This window comes from Kluyvera chengduensis, from assembly GCF_044197065.1.
Classification (GTDB): Bacteria; Pseudomonadota; Gammaproteobacteria; order Enterobacterales; family Enterobacteriaceae; genus Kluyvera; species Kluyvera ascorbata_C.
Genome location: NZ_JBIQOI010000007.1, coordinates 146,892 through 162,586, shown reverse-complemented (window position 1 = coordinate 162,586; position 15,695 = coordinate 146,892). Strand labels below are relative to the sequence as shown.

Here is a 15,695-nt window from a genome sequence, read left to right as displayed (position 1 = left end):
CATGCACTCCTTAGCGTGGTTTCAGGGTGGCAATAAGAAAGTCTTTCGAACTTTCCACTTTGCCCTGCTGAATAGCGGCTGCCGGGTCGACGTGTTTCGGACACACTTCGGAACAGTAGCCAACAAACGTACAGGTCCAGACGCCATTCTGGCCGTTCAACTGCGCCATACGCTCTTTCTTACCGTGGTCGCGGCTGTCTTCGTTGTAGCGATGCGCCAGGGTAATTGCCGCTGGGCCGATAAACTCTGGGTTCAGGCCAAACTGCGGGCAGGCGGCATAGCACAGACCGCAGTTGATGCAGCCGGAGAACTGGTGATACTTCGCCATCTGCGCCGGAGTCTGGGTATTTGGCCCCTGATCCGGCGTGCGCGGGTTGCCGATAATGTACGGCTTAATCGCTTCCAGACTTTCGATAAAGTGGGTCATATCGACCACCAGATCGCGCTCGATAGGGAAATTTGCCAGCGCCTCGACCTTGATTCCCTTGGTGTATTCACGCAGGAAGGTTTTACAGGCAAGCTTCGGCACCTTGTTGACCATCATGCCGCAGGAGCCGCAGATAGCCATACGGCAGGACCAGCGATAGCTGAGATCCGGCGCGAGGTTATCTTTGATGTAGCCCAGGGCATCGAGCAGCGAAGTCTGCTCATCGTAAGGCACTTCATAGAAGGCGCTGTGCGGTGCGCTATCCACTTCCGGGTTGTAGCGCACAATCTCAATTTTTAAATTCTGCATCTCAGCCATTCGCCGTCTCCTTCTTCTCGGCCGCTTCGGCTTCCGCGCCGTAGACGCGTTTTGCCGGTGGCAGGGTCGTTATCTTCACATCGCTGTAGTCGAGGCGCGTAGTGCCGTCGGCGTCGCGGAAGGCGAGGGTATGCTTGAGGAAATTGACGTCGTCACGTTCGGTGCAGCCTTCGTCCAGACGCTGGTGCGCGCCGCGGGACTCTTTACGCGCCATGGCGGAGTGCGCCATACATTCGGCAACGTTCAGGCCGTGGCCCAGTTCGATGGTGTACAGCAGGTCGGTGTTGAAGACGCTGGAGGTATCGGTCACGCGTACGCGCTTGAAGCGTTCCTGCAGTTCAGCCAGCTTATCGATGGTTTTCTGCATCAGCTCCGGCGTACGGTAAATACCGCAGCCTTCTTCCATCGACAGGCCCATCTCGTCGCGGATCTTCGACCAGTTTTCGCTGCCTTCCTGATTCACCAGCGCTTTCAGGCGGTTTTCGATATCGCTGACCTGCGCGTCCAGCGCGCTGCCGTTAGCTTCGCCGGCGGTTGCCGCGCGAGCCATCGCCTGCTCACCGGCCATGCGGCCAAATACCACCAATTCTGCCAGCGAGTTGGAGCCCAGACGGTTGGCACCGTGCAGACCGACGGAAGAACATTCGCCGACGGCAAACAGGCCTTTAATGCGGGTTTCACACTGCTGGTCGGTTTCGATGCCGCCCATGGTGTAGTGCGCGGTTGGGCGAACCGGAATTGGCTCTTTGACCGGATCCACGCCCACGTAGGCTTTCGCCAGTTCGCAGATGAACGGCAAACGTTCCAGCAGTTTTTTCTCGCCGAGGTGGCGCAGGTCGAGGTAGACCACGTCGCCGCGTGGCGTTGGCACGGTATTGCCTTTGCGCCATTCGTGCCAGAAGGCCTGGGAGACTTTGTCGCGCGGGCCCAGCTCCATGTATTTGTTTTTCGGCTCGCCGAGTGGGGTTTCCGGGCCCATGCCGTAATCCTGCAGGTAGCGATAGCCGTTTTTGTTGACCAGAATACCGCCTTCACCACGACAACCTTCGGTCATCAGGATGCCCGAGCCCGGTAGGCCGGTCGGGTGATACTGAACAAATTCCATGTCGCGCAATGGAACGCCGTGACTCAGCGCCATACCCATGCCGTCACCGGTGACGATGCCGCCGTTGGTGTTGTAGCGGTAGACGCGGCCTGCACCGCCGGTGGCCATTACCACCGCGTTGGCGCGAATTTGCACCAGCGAGCCTTCCATCATGTTCATCGCCACCAGGCCACGGGCCTGACCGTCATCGACCAGAATGTCGAGGACGAAGTGTTCGTCAAAGCGTTGAATTTGTGGGAACTGAAGGGAGGTCTGGAACAGGGTATGCAGCATGTGGAAGCCGGTTTTATCGGCGGCAAACCAGGTGCGTTCAATCTTCATTCCGCCGAAGCGGCGAACGTTGACGCTACCGTCTGGCCGACGGCTCCACGGACAGCCCCACTGTTCGAGCTGGGTCATTTCGGTTGGGCAATGATGGACGAAGTAATCGACGACATCCTGCTCGCAAAGCCAGTCGCCGCCGGCGACGGTGTCGTGAAAATGGTATTCGAAGCTATCATGGTCCTGTGCGACGGCGGCGGAGCCACCTTCAGCGGCCACCGTGTGGCTGCGCATAGGATAAACTTTTGAGATCAATGCGATTTTGGCTTTTGGGTTGGCCTGGGCGGCTGCGATAGCAGCGCGTAATCCGGCCCCGCCTGCGCCAATAATGGCTAGATCGGCTTGAAAGGTTTGCACGACATTCCTCCAGATTTTTGTTATTTCACAACAGGCTGCGTGGGGGGATATCACGTGGCCTGCGCAAAAACGTTTCCACTGCTCCTTTATGGGTAAAGCAGTATACCCGTAGGGTTGTGGGGGAAATTTGATGTGTTCGATTTTTTTGTCGTTCTGTGCGGTTTATTTATCACTGTAGCTGATGAATTACGTTGTGGAATTAATTGGAGAAATCTTCTTTCCGGCTATTCGGGAAATTACTGAGCAATATTTGTGTCGTGTATCACTTGCGGGTAGACTTCGTGCCCTTGTCTGAAATCGGAGAAAAAAACATGAGCGAGACGGCAACCTGGCAGCCGAGCGCATCCATCCCTAACCTGTTAAAGCGTGCGGCACTGATGGCGGAAATTCGTCGTTTCTTCGCTGACCGTGGAGTACTGGAGGTGGAGACGCCTTGTATGAGCCAGGCAACGGTAACTGACGTCCATTTGGTTCCGTTTGAGACTCGCTTTGTTGGCCCAGGGCATTCCGAGGGAATGAACCTGTATCTGATGACCAGCCCGGAATACCACATGAAGCGCCTGCTGGCGGCAGGGTGTGGCCCGGTGTTCCAGCTTTGCCGTAGCTTCCGCAACGAAGAGATGGGGCGCCACCATAACCCGGAATTCACCATGCTGGAGTGGTATCGCCCGCACTTCGATATGTATCGCCTCATTAACGAAGTGGACGACCTGCTACAGCAGGTACTGGAAACCCAACCGGCAGAAAGCCTCTCCTATCAGCAGGCTTTCCAGCGCCATCTGGAAATTGACCCGCTGTCGGCGGATAAAACGCAGCTGCGTGAAGCGGCGGCGAAGCTTGACTTGAGCAACGTGGCCGAGACCGAAGAAGATAGGGATACGCTGCTGCAGCTGCTGTTTGCCTTTGGCGTAGAGCCGCACATTGGTAAAGATCGCCCGACCTTCGTTTATCACTTCCCGGCAAGCCAGGCGTCGTTGGCGCAGATTAGCGCTGAAGACCACCGCGTGGCTGAACGCTTTGAGGTTTACTTTAAGGGAATTGAACTGGCGAACGGTTTCCATGAGCTGACCGATGCCCGCGAACAGCAGCAGCGTTTTGAGCAGGATAACCGTAAACGTGCGGCACGCGGCCTACCGCAGCAGCCTATCGATCAAAACCTGCTGGACGCGCTGGCCGCTGGCCTGCCGGACTGTTCCGGCGTGGCGCTGGGCGTTGACCGTCTGATCATGCTGGCGCTGGGGGCGGAAACCTTGTCCGAGGTGCTGGCCTTTAGCGTCGATCGCGCGTAACCCACTATCCGATAAGATAAAATGGCGCTTTATGCGCCATTTTTAGTCATATATTTTCAAATTCCCTCTTAAGGTCACAAGATTCGTCTGGTTATTTGCTATCATCCAGCCAGCAATTTCTCGCGTCGATTTTCCGTTGCCTTGCTCTCGCAAGTATGCCGCGCGGTGCCCTGTCGATGTGTAAAAAAAATGTTCTAAAATAAGGGATGGTCATATGACCCAATCAATTAAAAAGATGAGCCTGATAGGACTCATCCTGATGATATTCACGTCAGTATTTGGCTTTGCTAATAGCCCCTCAGCTTTTTATCTGATGGGCTATAGTGCGATAACCTGGTATATATTTTCCGCGCTTTTATTCTTTATCCCATTCGCCTTAATGATGGCTGAAATGGGTTCGGCGTATCGTAAAGAAGAGGGCGGGATCTATTCCTGGATGAATAATAGTGTGGGCCCACGCTATGCGTTTATTGGCACCTTTATGTGGTTCTCCTCTTACGTGGTCTGGATGGTGAGTACCTCTGCCAAGGTGTGGGTGCCGTTCTCCACCTTCCTGTTTGGCTCTGATATGACGCAGCACTGGGGCGTGGCGGGACTGCAATCGACGCAGGTTGTGGGTCTGCTGGCCGTCGTCTGGATGGTGCTGGTCACCACGGTTGCCTCTAAGGGAATTAATAAAATTGCCCGCATTACCGCCGTTGGCGGTATTTCGGTAATGTGTCTGAATTTAGTTTTATTGTTAGTGAGTATTGCCATTTTGTTATTAAATGGCGGCCACTTCGCACAACCTCTTAATTTCACCACTTTGCCAAACCCAGGTTATCAATCCGGTCTGGCGGTATTATCGTTTGTGGTATTTGCTATTTTTGCCTATGGCGGTATTGAAGCCGTCGGCGGCCTGGTGGATAAAACCGATAAACCAGAAAAGAACTTCGCCAAAGGAATTGTTTTTGCGGCGATTGTTATCTCAATCGGTTATTCGTTAGCTATCTTCCTGTGGGGCGTGAGCACCAACTGGCAGCAAATTCTGAGCGACCGTTCAGTGAACCTTGGCAACATTACTTATGTCCTGATGACCAGCCTGGGCTCAACGCTCGGCAACGCTATGCACCTGTCACCGGAAGTGTCGGCGACGGTGGGCGTGTGGTTTGCGCGCATCACCGGCCTGTCGATGTTCCTTGCCTACACCGGGGCGTTCTTCACTCTGAGCTACTCGCCGCTGAAAGCAATTATTCAGGGTACGCCAAAAGCGCTGTGGCCAGCGTCGATGACCCGTCTGAATGCCAACGGCATGCCGTCCACCGCGATGTGGATGCAGTGTCTGCTGGTGAGCGCGTTCATCCTGCTGGTGTCGTTTGGTGGTGATACTGCCTCGGCGTTCTACAACAAGCTGACGCTGATGGCGAACGTGTCGATGACCCTGCCATACCTGTTCCTGGCGCTGGCCTTCCCGTTCTTTAAGGCCAAAATGGATCTCGAACGTCCGTTTGTGATTTTCAAAACCAAAGGCTCAACATGGCTGGCAACCAGCGTGGTTGTACTGGTGGTGACCTTCGCCAATATCTTCACCATTATTCAGCCGGTGATTGAAGCTGGGGACTGGAGCAGCGCAATGTGGATGGTTGGCGGGCCAATCTTCTTCTCGCTGCTGGCGATGGCGATTTATGAGAACTATCATCGCCGTATTAACCGTCAGCCCATTCTGGTGGCAGAGTAAATAGGGCCGTTGTAGGCCGGATAAGGCAACGCCGCCATCCGGCAATCAGCACCGATTGCCTGATGGCGCTACGCTTATCAGGCCTACAAGACCCACACCGTAGCCCGGCCGAGGTTGTTACAGACTTCCCGGCTGGCGTTTGCCTGCAGAGGTCAGCGTTCTTCCCGTTTTCCGGCCATCCAGGGTCTCCAGACGCATCTGGAACGGTGGGAACGGCATATCGATACCGTGCTGGCGGAAGCCTGCCAGAATCAACTGGTGTAATTCATGACGCAGCGGCATACGGTGACCCATCTCGGCGGCGTAGATACGCAGCTCGAAAATCTGAATCCCCTGCTGTAAATCGACAAGGAACGCTTCCGGCGCTGGATTATCAATCACCAGCGAGCAACGGTGCGCGGCGGTCAACAGGATCTGCGCCACCTCTTCGCTGTTGGCGTCCGACGGCGCGGGAATGCTTAACACCACGCGCGTGACCGAATCCGACAGTGACCAGTTGATGAACTGCTCGGTGATAAACGCCTTGTTCGGCACGATAATCTCTTTGCGGTCCCAGTCGCTGATGGTGGTGGCGCGGGTGTTGATTTTGGTCACGCTGCCGGTCAGGTCCCGAATGGTGACCGTATCGCCAATACGAATCGGTTTCTCAAACAGAATAATCAGGCCGGAGATGAAGTTGGCGAAAATCTCCTGCAAACCAAAACCGAGACCGACACCGAGTGCGGCGACCAGCCATTGCAGCTTCGACCATTCAATGCCAATCATCGAGAATCCAACCAGCCCGCCTATCAGCAGCAGCAGATATTTGGTGATGGTGGTGATGGCATAGCCGGTGCCCGGCGTTAAATCCAGGTGTTGCAGAATGGCCAGCTCCAGCAACGCGGGCAGATTACGCACCAACTGGGTGGTGATGATTAGCACCAGAATCGCGATCAGCACGGCGCCGAGGGTAATCGGCTCGATGCTTTCAACGCCCTGAACCGTTGAGGTGACGTCCCACAGCGAAATGTTCTCGAGGAAGCCAAACGCCGAGTGAATTTCCGACCACAGGATAATCACCGACACCAGCGCAATCAGCATCAGAATCGAGCGCACCAGGCGTAGCGACTGCTCGCTGATGGTATCGAGGTTGACTTCGCTCACCTCCTGCTCGACCGACCCTTCCAGACTGCTGGCGTGCGCTTCTTCCTCGCCGCGGGCGCGGTGCGCCAGCATTTCGGCACGCTTGTGTTTGGCGCGGTCAAAGGCCAGACGGCGGCGCTGAATCAGCATCCAGCGGCGGATGACGTGGTAAATCACCAGCAGCAGGAACCAGATAGCGACAGAGGTTTCCAGACGCGCCAGCAGCGCCTGCGAGGTGGCAAGATAGCCCACCGCCGCGGTGAAAATCGCCAGCAGCGGCGCGCCAATCATCAGGTTCCACAGCAGCAGGTTAACGCGGTTTTCACCACTGCCGCTTTTATCGAGATAGAGCGGGATCCCGGCGCGTTTCAGGCTCAACGTGACTATTGCCAGCGCGCCGCAGATCAGGATAAAGCACAGCCTGCCGAGCGAGGCGGAGAACTCACGGTCGTTGAGATTATCGAACATGATCAGCGCCATAATCAGCGGCACGATAAGCCCGATGCTCATCAGGTAGTAGCGCATCGCGCGCGCCACGCGGTGCTGCGGCCAGCCAAAGTGTACGATAAACAGGCCGTTGGTGCGGGCGAATGCCGCGCAAATCATCACCACCCATAGCAGTGGTACGGTAGCGGTGACGCCATCGCCGACGGCGACGGCGAGCGGGAAGGGCCACGCTTCCTGTAAACCATAGCCAAGGGTTGCCCACAGCACCGGCAGCGGTGAGGCGACCAGGATAGACCAGAAAACCGTGCGTAGCGTCAGCCAGAAGTGATCCTGGGTGACTTTGCCTACACGGGCGCTGGAACGCTCCAGGAAGCGCGTGAAGTGTTTACGTGAGCTGATGCTGAAGCCAACCAGCAGCAGGGCGCCAAACAGCGGGAACAGCGTTTGACGGCTGGTCAGCATCATCATGCTGGCTTTGCCGAGCTGACTGAACGTATCGAGCGAGATCAGGCGGCGCAGGTCCTGGACAATTTCAAGCGGCCAACTGAAGTCGATAGGCCGTACGTCGGAGGTCCAGAACAGGTAGCGGTGGGTCGCTTCGTTGACCTCTTTTAGCGCGTCTTCCAACTGGCTGTTGGAGACTTTCAGCTTGGTCAGCTCTAGGATCAACGTATCGCCGCCTTGCAGCAGCGAATTCAGCAGTTCGCGCTGAGTGCGAAGCTGGGCTTCAAGAATGCGGTTCTCTTCGCTGGTGAGCGGCTGACCGTCGGCCTGGCGAATCTGGCGCAGCTGCGGCTGCTTGTTCAGCAGGTCTTCATAGCGCAGACGATGCACGCGCAGCTGGGCCATTTCGGTATCCAACTGCTGCGGTTTTGGCATCTCCGGCAGACGGGCGACCTGCGCGCGCAGCGCTTCACCGAGCAGATTCGATGAACCCAGCCACTGTGACTGCTCGCGCAGCGTGTTCAGAGCCTGACGCACCTGCAGCGTCTGATTGGCCGCCTGACGCTGCTGCGAGGCAACCAGATCCATACGCTGGGCCTGTTGATTCAGTGCCTGAGAAAGTTCGCGGTTAATCTTAAACTGGTCAACGATACCCGATGGCAGGTTTTCGCTGTTTTCCGCCAGCAGTTCGGTGCTTTCCAGCGCTTGTTCCGCTTCACGTTGACGTTGGCTATTGAGCTGGTTTCGCAGCGCTTGCAGATACGCATCCAACTGCTCGCTTTGCTTTTGTGCGAGCTCAGAGCGCATGCGCGCCAGTTCCTGGCGGTTATTGGCAGAGAGCTGTGCGAGCTCCAGTTCATCAACCAGCGCTTTGAGTTTGCTGGAATCCGCCTGCAAATTGAGACTTTGTGCCTGTGCCAGCGGCGTATTGCCTGTTTGTGTGCCGAGCCGACGTTCCACATCGTTTAACTGGCGGCGCGCGTCGGTCTGCTGCTGGGGAAGCTGGTTCAGGGAATCCGCGATATCGCGGGCGCGCTCCTGCTCCTGTTGAGCAAGGCGGGTTTTTTCCAGCAGTTGGCTGCTAACCTGCAAAATCTCCTGATTCAACGCATCGGTGCTCATGCCCTCAGGTACCTGACGCGGGTCATCGCGCAGATTGTTGAGCTGATTACGCAGCGTCTGGGAGAGTTTGGGGAAGTTGTCGATGGCCTGCTGGTACTGCGCGGCGCGCTCAAGAGAGCCTTTCTGCTCTTCGAGCGCGGTCAGGGCATTTTGTAACGCTTCGACGGTTTCAGGCTGGGCGGGCTTTGCCGCCTTTGCCTGTTCCAGTTCCTGGGCGATTTGTCGAGCGTTGGGGGCCGTCGCTGCGTACGCCCCCTGGCTGAGGCACCAGGCCATCAGTAAAGTGATAATCAGGCGCACGTCAGACCCTTATTCGTTGTTAACTTTTTTCTTGCGCGTTGTCAGCCTTTGGGGCGACATCCTGCTCTACAACCGGTTCAACAACCGCTTCGACCTGTGGTTCAGCAACAGGTTCAATAACCGGCTCAACGACAGGCTCAACAACCGGCGCAGCCTCAGGTTCGGCAACGGCTTCGGTGGAAACGGCCAGCGGTTCGCCAAGCTTCGTCACGGACAGATTTTTCAACTGCTCCATCAGCGTGACTTTACCCGCGGCAAACAGGTTGATGACCGTTGAGCCCAGCTTGAAGCGGCCCATCTCCTGGCCTTTCAGCAGTGCTACGGAGCCTTCCTGATCGCCCGCTGGGTAAGTCCAGCGCTTAATCACGCCTTCACGCGGTGGCGTGACGGTACCCGCCCAGACGGTTTCGATGCTACCCACGATAGTCGCACCCACCAGAATTTGCGCCATTGGACCAAATTCAGTATCAAACAGGCAGATGACGCGTTCGTTACGGGCAAACAGATTAGGTACGTTCTGCGCGGTCAGGTGGTTCACAGAGAACAGATCGCCCGGGACGTAAATCATTTCACGCAGGATACCGTTGCATGGCATATGTACGCGGTGGTAGTCGCGCGGCGACAGATAGGTCGTCGCGAAACTGCCGTTACGGAACAGGTCAGCCATGATGTAGTTACCCGCGAGCAGCGCTTCGAGCGAGTAGTTATGGCCTTTGGCCTGCAGAATTTTGTCGTCTTCAATCGCGCCAAGTTGGCTAATCACGCCGTCGGCTGGCATCACCAGCACGTTTGGGTCGGTATTGACCGGGCGGACATCTTCACGCAGCGGACGAACGAAGAAGTCGTTGAAAGTGCGGTAGCTAGCGGTGTCCGGCTTCTGCGCTTCTTTCATATCGACCTTGTAGAACTTCACGAACAGATCGATAACCAGTTTCGTCAGCCATCCCGCTCGTTTGCTCGCACCCCAGCCTGCGAGACGCGTAAGCCACAGTTTAGGCAGAATGTATTGCAGTGAAAGTTTAAACGAGTTTAACAAGGTAGCCTCCAGGCCATTATGTGTCGATCCTGATCCGACGACGGGCGTCGGATCTTAAAAAGAAAAGCGGCCGATTCTAGCGACTGTTGACGTAAATGTCAGTCGGCAAAATCATAGTTCTCAATTATCTATGTCTGAAAAGTTTTTACGCGTTTTTACCTGCGCCATGGTTTCCAGGATGCGGTGATAATTTTCGAAACGAGTCTCGGCAATCTTCCCTTCCTCTACGGCTGCACGGATAGCGCAGCCTGGGTCAGTATCATGTTTACAGTCGCGATACTTACAGTGTCCAAGGTAGTCGTGGAATTCGACAAAACCATTGGTAATTTGTTCCGGTTCGAGGTGCCACAGGCCGAATTCGCGAACGCCTGGGGAGTCGATGACGTCGCCACCGTGCGGGAAGTGGTACAGACGCGCGGCGGTGGTGGTGTGCTGACCCAGACCGGAGACATCGGAAACGTCGTTGGTCAGAATGCGGTCGTCGTTAAGCCCCAACAGCGCGTTCAGCAAGCTGGATTTACCTACGCCAGACTGACCGGCAAAGATGCTTACACGGTTGGTCAGCGCGGCTTCTAGCGGCTTTAAGCCATCCTGGGTGTGGCTTGAGGCCATCAGTACGGTGTAGCCGATGTTGCGGTAAATATCCATCTGCTCGTTGACGAACGCCATGCCTTCATCGTCCAGCAGGTCGATTTTATTCAGTACCAACAGCGGCTCAACGCTTAGCGTTTCGCAGGCGACGAGATAACGGTCGATAATATTCAGCGACAGCTCGGGCAAAATGGCCGAAACAATAACGATTTGATCGATGTTGGCGGCAATCGGCTTCACGCCGTCGTAAAAGTCAGGGCGCGTCAGTACCGAGGTGCGCTCGTGTACCGCTTCAACGATACCTTTAACGTTTACCCCTTCAGCGGCGGTTTTACCCGGACGCCACACGACGCGGTCGCCGGTAACCAGCGAACGGATGGTGCGGCGAATGTTGCAGCGGTGGGTTTCGCCGTCGGCGGATTCCACGTCGGCATGCATGCCAAAGCGGCTGATGACCACCCCTTCGGCGGCTTCGCCAAACAGGTTGTCGTCATAATCTGGCTTCTCCGCGGCTGTTGTGAGGCGGCGCTGGTGGTTCGCCTTAACGCGGCGCTGCTGACCTTTGGAGAGTTTATTTTTACTCAATCGTGCTGACTCCTGGTCGCCCATATCGGGCAAAACCTCTATGATACACGCTAATTAATACTAGTTAACCCGCAGCGGCAGGTTAGACAAGAAGGGTGGAAAATAGCATGAGTGCAGATGAAAACAACCTGATTTGGATCGATCTGGAGATGACGGGTTTGGATCCCGAGCGCGATCGCATTATTGAAATCGCCACGCTGGTGACCGATGCACAGCTGAATATTCTGGCGGAAGGGCCGACCATTGCTGTTCACCAATCTGACGCGCAGCTGGCGCTGATGGATGACTGGAACGTGCGTACCCACACCGGTAGCGGCCTGGTTGAGCGCGTGAAGGCGAGCACCATGGGGGACCGCGAAGCGGAGCTGGCGACGCTGGAATTCTTAAAGCAATGGGTGCCGGAAGGTAAATCACCAATTTGTGGGAACAGTATCGGTCAGGATCGTCGCTTCCTGTTTAAATACATGCCGGAGCTGGAATCCTACTTCCACTATCGTTATCTGGATGTCAGCACGCTCAAAGAGCTGGCGCGTCGCTGGAAACCAGAAATTCTGCCTGGCTTTAAAAAGCAGGGGACTCACCAGGCGATGGATGATATTCGTGAGTCGGTGGCGGAACTGGCCTACTACCGCGAACATTTTATTCAGCTTTAACGTGCTAACGGGATGAATTGGCGCTAAAATAGTCAACTTGCCGATTTATCCAGCACTTGAACGGTTTTTTTAAAAAATCGCTTCAGGGGGGGTTGCAGGGGGAAAGAATTCTCGTATAATGCGCCTCCCGTAACGAAGCAGAAATGCGAATTACGACAGCAACAAAAATTGCCAGATTTTGCGGGAATAGCTCAGTTGGTAGAGCACGACCTTGCCAAGGTCGGGGTCGCGAGTTCGAGTCTCGTTTCCCGCTCCAAAAATTTGAAAGCAGTACCAAGCACCCAAGCGGGAATAGCTCAGTTGGTAGAGCACGACCTTGCCAAGGTCGGGGTCGCGAGTTCGAGTCTCGTTTCCCGCTCCAAAATTTGAAAGTAGTCGCAGTAGACACACCCAAGCGGGAATAGCTCAGTTGGTAGAGCACGACCTTGCCAAGGTCGGGGTCGCGAGTTCGAGTCTCGTTTCCCGCTCCAAATTTTCTTCCAAAACAAAAATACTTCCACAATGCGTTAAGTCATTGAGGTTGTTTTTTTCGTTTCTGAAATACTCTTGTAAACAGAGTTATCCACAGGCTGTTATCACGTTCTTCGCGCACTAATGTTTTCTGGATTTTTACAGTTTTTCTTAACTTGTTGAAATTTAATGAGATATATCATTTCAAAATGTTAGCGGGATCGCTTGACGAACTTTGGCGTGTTGAAACGCAATGTCTTTTTATTTTTACTCACAGGCTGTGAATATATCAGGCGTCGCGCGGTAGCCCTTTTTCCACCACTCTCACCAGACGCTGTTTCTTCGGTAACTGCACCTCAACCACATTTTCATTTCGACGAGTGATTTGCTGCGCCACCGCCCATTCAATGTGTTCATCGAGTAGTGGGTGCTCACCTCGGCGACTTTCCAGCGCGTTTAGCGCCGCTTCGCTCCACGGTGCATTACCCAGCGCAACGGCGATATTTCGCAGCCAGCGCAGGTGGCCGATACGGCGAATGGCTGAACCTTCCGTCACTTTCAGGAAATGGGCTTCGTTCCAGGCAAATAGCTCGATAAGTTCGGGCGCATGCAGCGCTTTGCGCGGACTAAAGTCGGCTTCATCAGTCAGCTGTGAGAAGCGATTCCACGGGCAGATTAGCTGGCAGTCGTCGCAGCCGTAAATACGATTGCCCAATAGTGGACGAAATTCTTCCGGAATGGCGCCTTCAAGCTCGATGGTCAGATACGAGATACAGCGGCGGGCGTCGACGGTGTAAGGTTCGACAATCGCACCGGTGGGGCAGATGGTCATGCAGGCCACGCAGCGCCCGCACTCTTCGGCTACCGGTTGATCGATGGGCAGGGGGATATCAACCAGCAGCTCGCCGAGGAAAAAGAACGATCCGGCATCGCGGTTGAGGATAAGTGAGTGCTTCCCCGTCCAGCCAATCCCGGCTTTTTCCGCTAGCGGACGCTCAAGAATAGGCGCAGAGTCGACAAACGGTCTAAAATTCAGCGAGACACACTGTTCCTGAATCATTTCGCCGAGCTTTTTAAGGCGGTTACGCAACAGCTTATGATAATCACGCCCCAGGGCATAACGGCTGACGTAACCTAGCTCGGGATTTTTCAGCGTGCTGGCAAAGGCCGCATTGGCGGGAAGATAGTTCATGCGAACGCTAATCACCCGGAGCGTACCGGGCTGCAGTTCGTGCGGACGCGCGCGCATCATACCGTGACGCGCCATCCATTCCATCTCGCCGTGGTATTGTTTATCCAGCCATGCCTGCAGTTTGGGCTCGGAGGCGCTGAGATCGGTATCGGTGATGCCGACCTGCTGAAAACCCAGTTCGGTGCCCCATTGTTTGATTTGTTGCGCTAATTGATTGAGATCGAGGGGCTGTGACATGACGGACCATACATTGACGAGTAACCCCCAAAGTATACCACACTCCATTTGGCCTGCGGATGACCTGCGTCGCGCTGAAAAAACAGCGGCACAGAGCCTTGGGCTTTCCCTTTACTCCTTAATGCAGCGCGCGGGCGAAGCGGCATTTAACCTCGCGCGAGCCGCGTATCCTGCTACCCGCCGCTGGATTGTCCTTTGCGGGCACGGCAATAACGGCGGTGATGGCTACGAGGTCGCGCGTCTGGCGAAGGCTGCCGGTATTCAGGTGACGCTGCTGGCAATCGCCAGCGATAAGCCGCTGCCGGAAGAGGCGCAGGCTGCTCGTGAGGCGTGGCACGCGGTGGGCGGCGAGATTTACCCGGCGAATGCGCATTGGCCACAGGACGCAGACCTGATTATTGATGGCCTGCTCGGTACCGGGCTACAAAGCGCGCCGCGCGAGAACGTAGCGTACCTGATTGAGCGGGCTAACGCCTTCCCGGCACCGATTATCGCGCTGGATATTCCCTCCGGGCTGAATGCGCAAACGGGCACGACGCCCGGTGCGGTTATTCAGGCGGCTCACACCATCACCTTTATCGCCCTCAAACCCGGTTTACTGACCGGCAAGGCGCGTGACGTTGTTGGGCATCTGCACCACGATGCGCTCGGTCTCGACGCCTGGCTGGCAACCCAGAACACAAACATTCATCGATTTGATGCTTCGCAGCTAGGACAGTGGTTCACGCCGCGTCGTCCTACCTCACATAAAGGCGATCACGGCCGCCTGGTGGTGATCGGTGGCGACCACGGTACCGCCGGGGCGATTCGCATGACCGGTGAAGCGGCGCTGCGAGCCGGTGCGGGGCTGGTGCGGGTATTAACGCGTGCTGAAAACGTTGCGCCGATTATTACCGCCCGGCCTGAGCTGATGGTGCATGAACTGACGCCGCAGACGCTCGATGAAGCACTGGAGTGGGCGGATGCGGTGGTGATAGGCCCCGGTCTGGGGCAAGCCGAATGGGGCAAGCAGGCGCTGCGGAAAATCGACAATTTCCGCAAACCCACTCTGTGGGATGCCGATGCGCTTAACCTGCTGGCAATCAATCCGGATAAACGTCACAATCGCGTGATCACGCCGCACCCCGGCGAAGCCGCACGGCTGCTCAATTGTCGGGTGGCAGACATCGAGAACGATCGCTTACTTTCCGCGCAGCGTCTGGTAAAACGGTACGGCGGCGCGGTGGTGCTAAAAGGCGCCGGTACGGTCGTGGCAGATGACCAGGGCGCGATCGGAATTATTGATGCGGGAAATGCCGGCATGGCCAGCGGCGGAATGGGCGATGTGCTTTCGGGCATCATCGGCGCATTGCTGGGGCAGGCATTATCGCCGTATGATGCAGCGTGCGCAGGGTGTATCGCCCACGGTGCCGCCGCCGATGAACTGGCGGCGCGCTATGGCACCCGCGGTATGCTCGCGACAGACCTCTTTTCCACGCTACGGCGTGTTGTTAACCCGGATGTGATTGACGTAAACCATGACTAATCGAGTGATTCCTTTATCTGACGAGCAGGCAACCCTGGACCTTGGCAACCGAGTGGCGAAAGCCTGTGTCGGTGCAACCGTCATCTATCTGTACGGCGATCTGGGCGCCGGGAAAACCACCTTTAGCCGTGGATTCCTGCAGGCGTTAGGTCATAACGGCAACGTCAAAAGCCCCACTTATACCCTGGTTGAGCCTTATCAGCTCGCCGACCTGATGGTTTATCACTTTGATCTGTACCGCCTTGCCGATCCCGAGGAGCTCGAATTTATGGGGATCCGCGATTACTTTGCTAACGATGCCATTTGCCTGGTGGAATGGCCGCAACAGGGCGCAGGTGTTCTGCCCGAGCCGGATATCGAAATACACTTAGATTACCAGGCGCAAGGGCGTGAGGCGCGCATCAGCGCGGTCTCCTCATTAGGTGAGTCTCTGCTGGCGCGGTTTGCCGGTTAATTT

General features: G+C 55.9%; 11 protein-coding genes and 3 tRNA genes. 8 read left to right on the top strand and 6 right to left on the bottom strand.

Annotated elements, in window-relative coordinates; all coding sequences use genetic code 11:
- Window positions 1-10: 10 nt before the first annotated feature.
- Complete coding sequence (locus tag ACH1XZ_RS17505; RefSeq protein WP_115074771.1) at window positions 11-745, bottom strand: succinate dehydrogenase/fumarate reductase iron-sulfur subunit; 735 nt, start codon at window positions 743-745, stop codon at window positions 11-13.
- A complete protein-coding gene (gene frdA, locus ACH1XZ_RS17500; RefSeq protein ID WP_395596569.1) occupies window positions 738-2,528 on the bottom strand; it encodes a fumarate reductase (quinol) flavoprotein subunit in 1,791 nt (596 codons plus the stop codon). Before frdA ends, ACH1XZ_RS17505 begins: the two co-directional genes overlap by 8 nt.
- Window positions 2,529-2,839: 311 nt before the next feature.
- Here frdA and epmA point away from each other — a divergent pair, with 311 nt between their 5' ends.
- On the top strand, window positions 2,840-3,817 hold the full coding sequence (epmA, locus tag ACH1XZ_RS17495) for an elongation factor P--(R)-beta-lysine ligase (RefSeq protein ID WP_395596568.1): 978 nt from the start codon (window positions 2,840-2,842) through the stop codon (window positions 3,815-3,817).
- A 214-nt stretch (window positions 3,818-4,031) separates the two neighbouring features.
- Window positions 4,032-5,534, top strand: a complete 1,503-nt coding sequence (yjeM, locus tag ACH1XZ_RS17490; RefSeq protein WP_395596567.1) for a glutamate/gamma-aminobutyrate family transporter YjeM — start codon at window positions 4,032-4,034, stop codon at window positions 5,532-5,534.
- 117 nt (window positions 5,535-5,651) lie between these two features.
- On the opposite strand, the gene mscM is transcribed toward yjeM, so the two are convergent.
- From mscM to rsgA, 3 genes are all read right to left on the bottom strand, one after another.
- Window positions 5,652-8,969, bottom strand: coding sequence for a miniconductance mechanosensitive channel MscM (gene mscM / locus ACH1XZ_RS17485; protein WP_395596566.1), 3,318 nt, complete (start codon window positions 8,967-8,969; stop codon window positions 5,652-5,654).
- A 19-nt stretch (window positions 8,970-8,988) separates the two neighbouring features.
- Window positions 8,989-10,005 (bottom strand): archaetidylserine decarboxylase, encoded by a 1,017-nt coding sequence (gene asd, locus ACH1XZ_RS17480; RefSeq protein WP_395596565.1) that lies wholly within the window; start codon window positions 10,003-10,005, stop codon window positions 8,989-8,991.
- 120 nt (window positions 10,006-10,125) lie between these two features.
- Window positions 10,126-11,181: a small ribosomal subunit biogenesis GTPase RsgA gene (gene rsgA / locus ACH1XZ_RS17475; RefSeq protein ID WP_395596564.1), complete on the bottom strand. Its 1,056-nt coding sequence runs from the start codon at window positions 11,179-11,181 to the stop codon at window positions 10,126-10,128.
- 107 nt (window positions 11,182-11,288) lie between these two features.
- Here rsgA and orn point away from each other — a divergent pair, with 107 nt between their 5' ends.
- The 4 genes from orn to ACH1XZ_RS17455 all read left to right on the top strand — a co-directional run bounded on the left by orn (window position 11,289) and on the right by ACH1XZ_RS17455 (window position 12,304).
- Window positions 11,289-11,834 carry an oligoribonuclease gene (orn, locus tag ACH1XZ_RS17470; RefSeq protein ID WP_185669307.1) on the top strand — a complete coding sequence of 182 codons (546 nt, stop codon included), beginning with the start codon at window positions 11,289-11,291 and terminating at the stop codon, window positions 11,832-11,834.
- Window positions 11,835-12,014: 180 nt separating this feature from the next.
- A tRNA-Gly gene (locus ACH1XZ_RS17465) sits at window positions 12,015-12,090 on the top strand.
- A 29-nt stretch (window positions 12,091-12,119) separates the two neighbouring features.
- Window positions 12,120-12,195, top strand: a tRNA-Gly gene (locus ACH1XZ_RS17460).
- Between the two features lie 33 nt (window positions 12,196-12,228).
- A tRNA-Gly gene (locus tag ACH1XZ_RS17455) sits at window positions 12,229-12,304 on the top strand.
- A 269-nt stretch (window positions 12,305-12,573) separates the two neighbouring features.
- Here ACH1XZ_RS17455 and queG read toward each other — a convergent pair.
- Window positions 12,574-13,713: a tRNA epoxyqueuosine(34) reductase QueG gene (gene queG, locus ACH1XZ_RS17450; protein WP_395596563.1), complete on the bottom strand. Its 1,140-nt coding sequence runs from the start codon at window positions 13,711-13,713 to the stop codon at window positions 12,574-12,576.
- Here queG and nnr point away from each other — a divergent pair.
- Both nnr and tsaE read left to right on the top strand, forming a co-directional pair.
- On the top strand, window positions 13,712-15,238 hold the full coding sequence (gene nnr / locus ACH1XZ_RS17445; RefSeq protein WP_395596562.1) for a bifunctional ADP-dependent NAD(P)H-hydrate dehydratase/NAD(P)H-hydrate epimerase: 1,527 nt from the start codon (window positions 13,712-13,714) through the stop codon (window positions 15,236-15,238). The two genes, queG and nnr, sit on opposite strands and share 2 nt — an antisense overlap.
- Entirely contained in the window at window positions 15,231-15,692 is a 462-nt protein-coding gene (tsaE, locus tag ACH1XZ_RS17440) for a tRNA (adenosine(37)-N6)-threonylcarbamoyltransferase complex ATPase subunit type 1 TsaE (protein ID WP_123651147.1), read from the top strand. The genes nnr and tsaE overlap by 8 nt, the downstream gene beginning before the upstream one ends.
- Window positions 15,693-15,695: the final 3 nt, after the last annotated feature.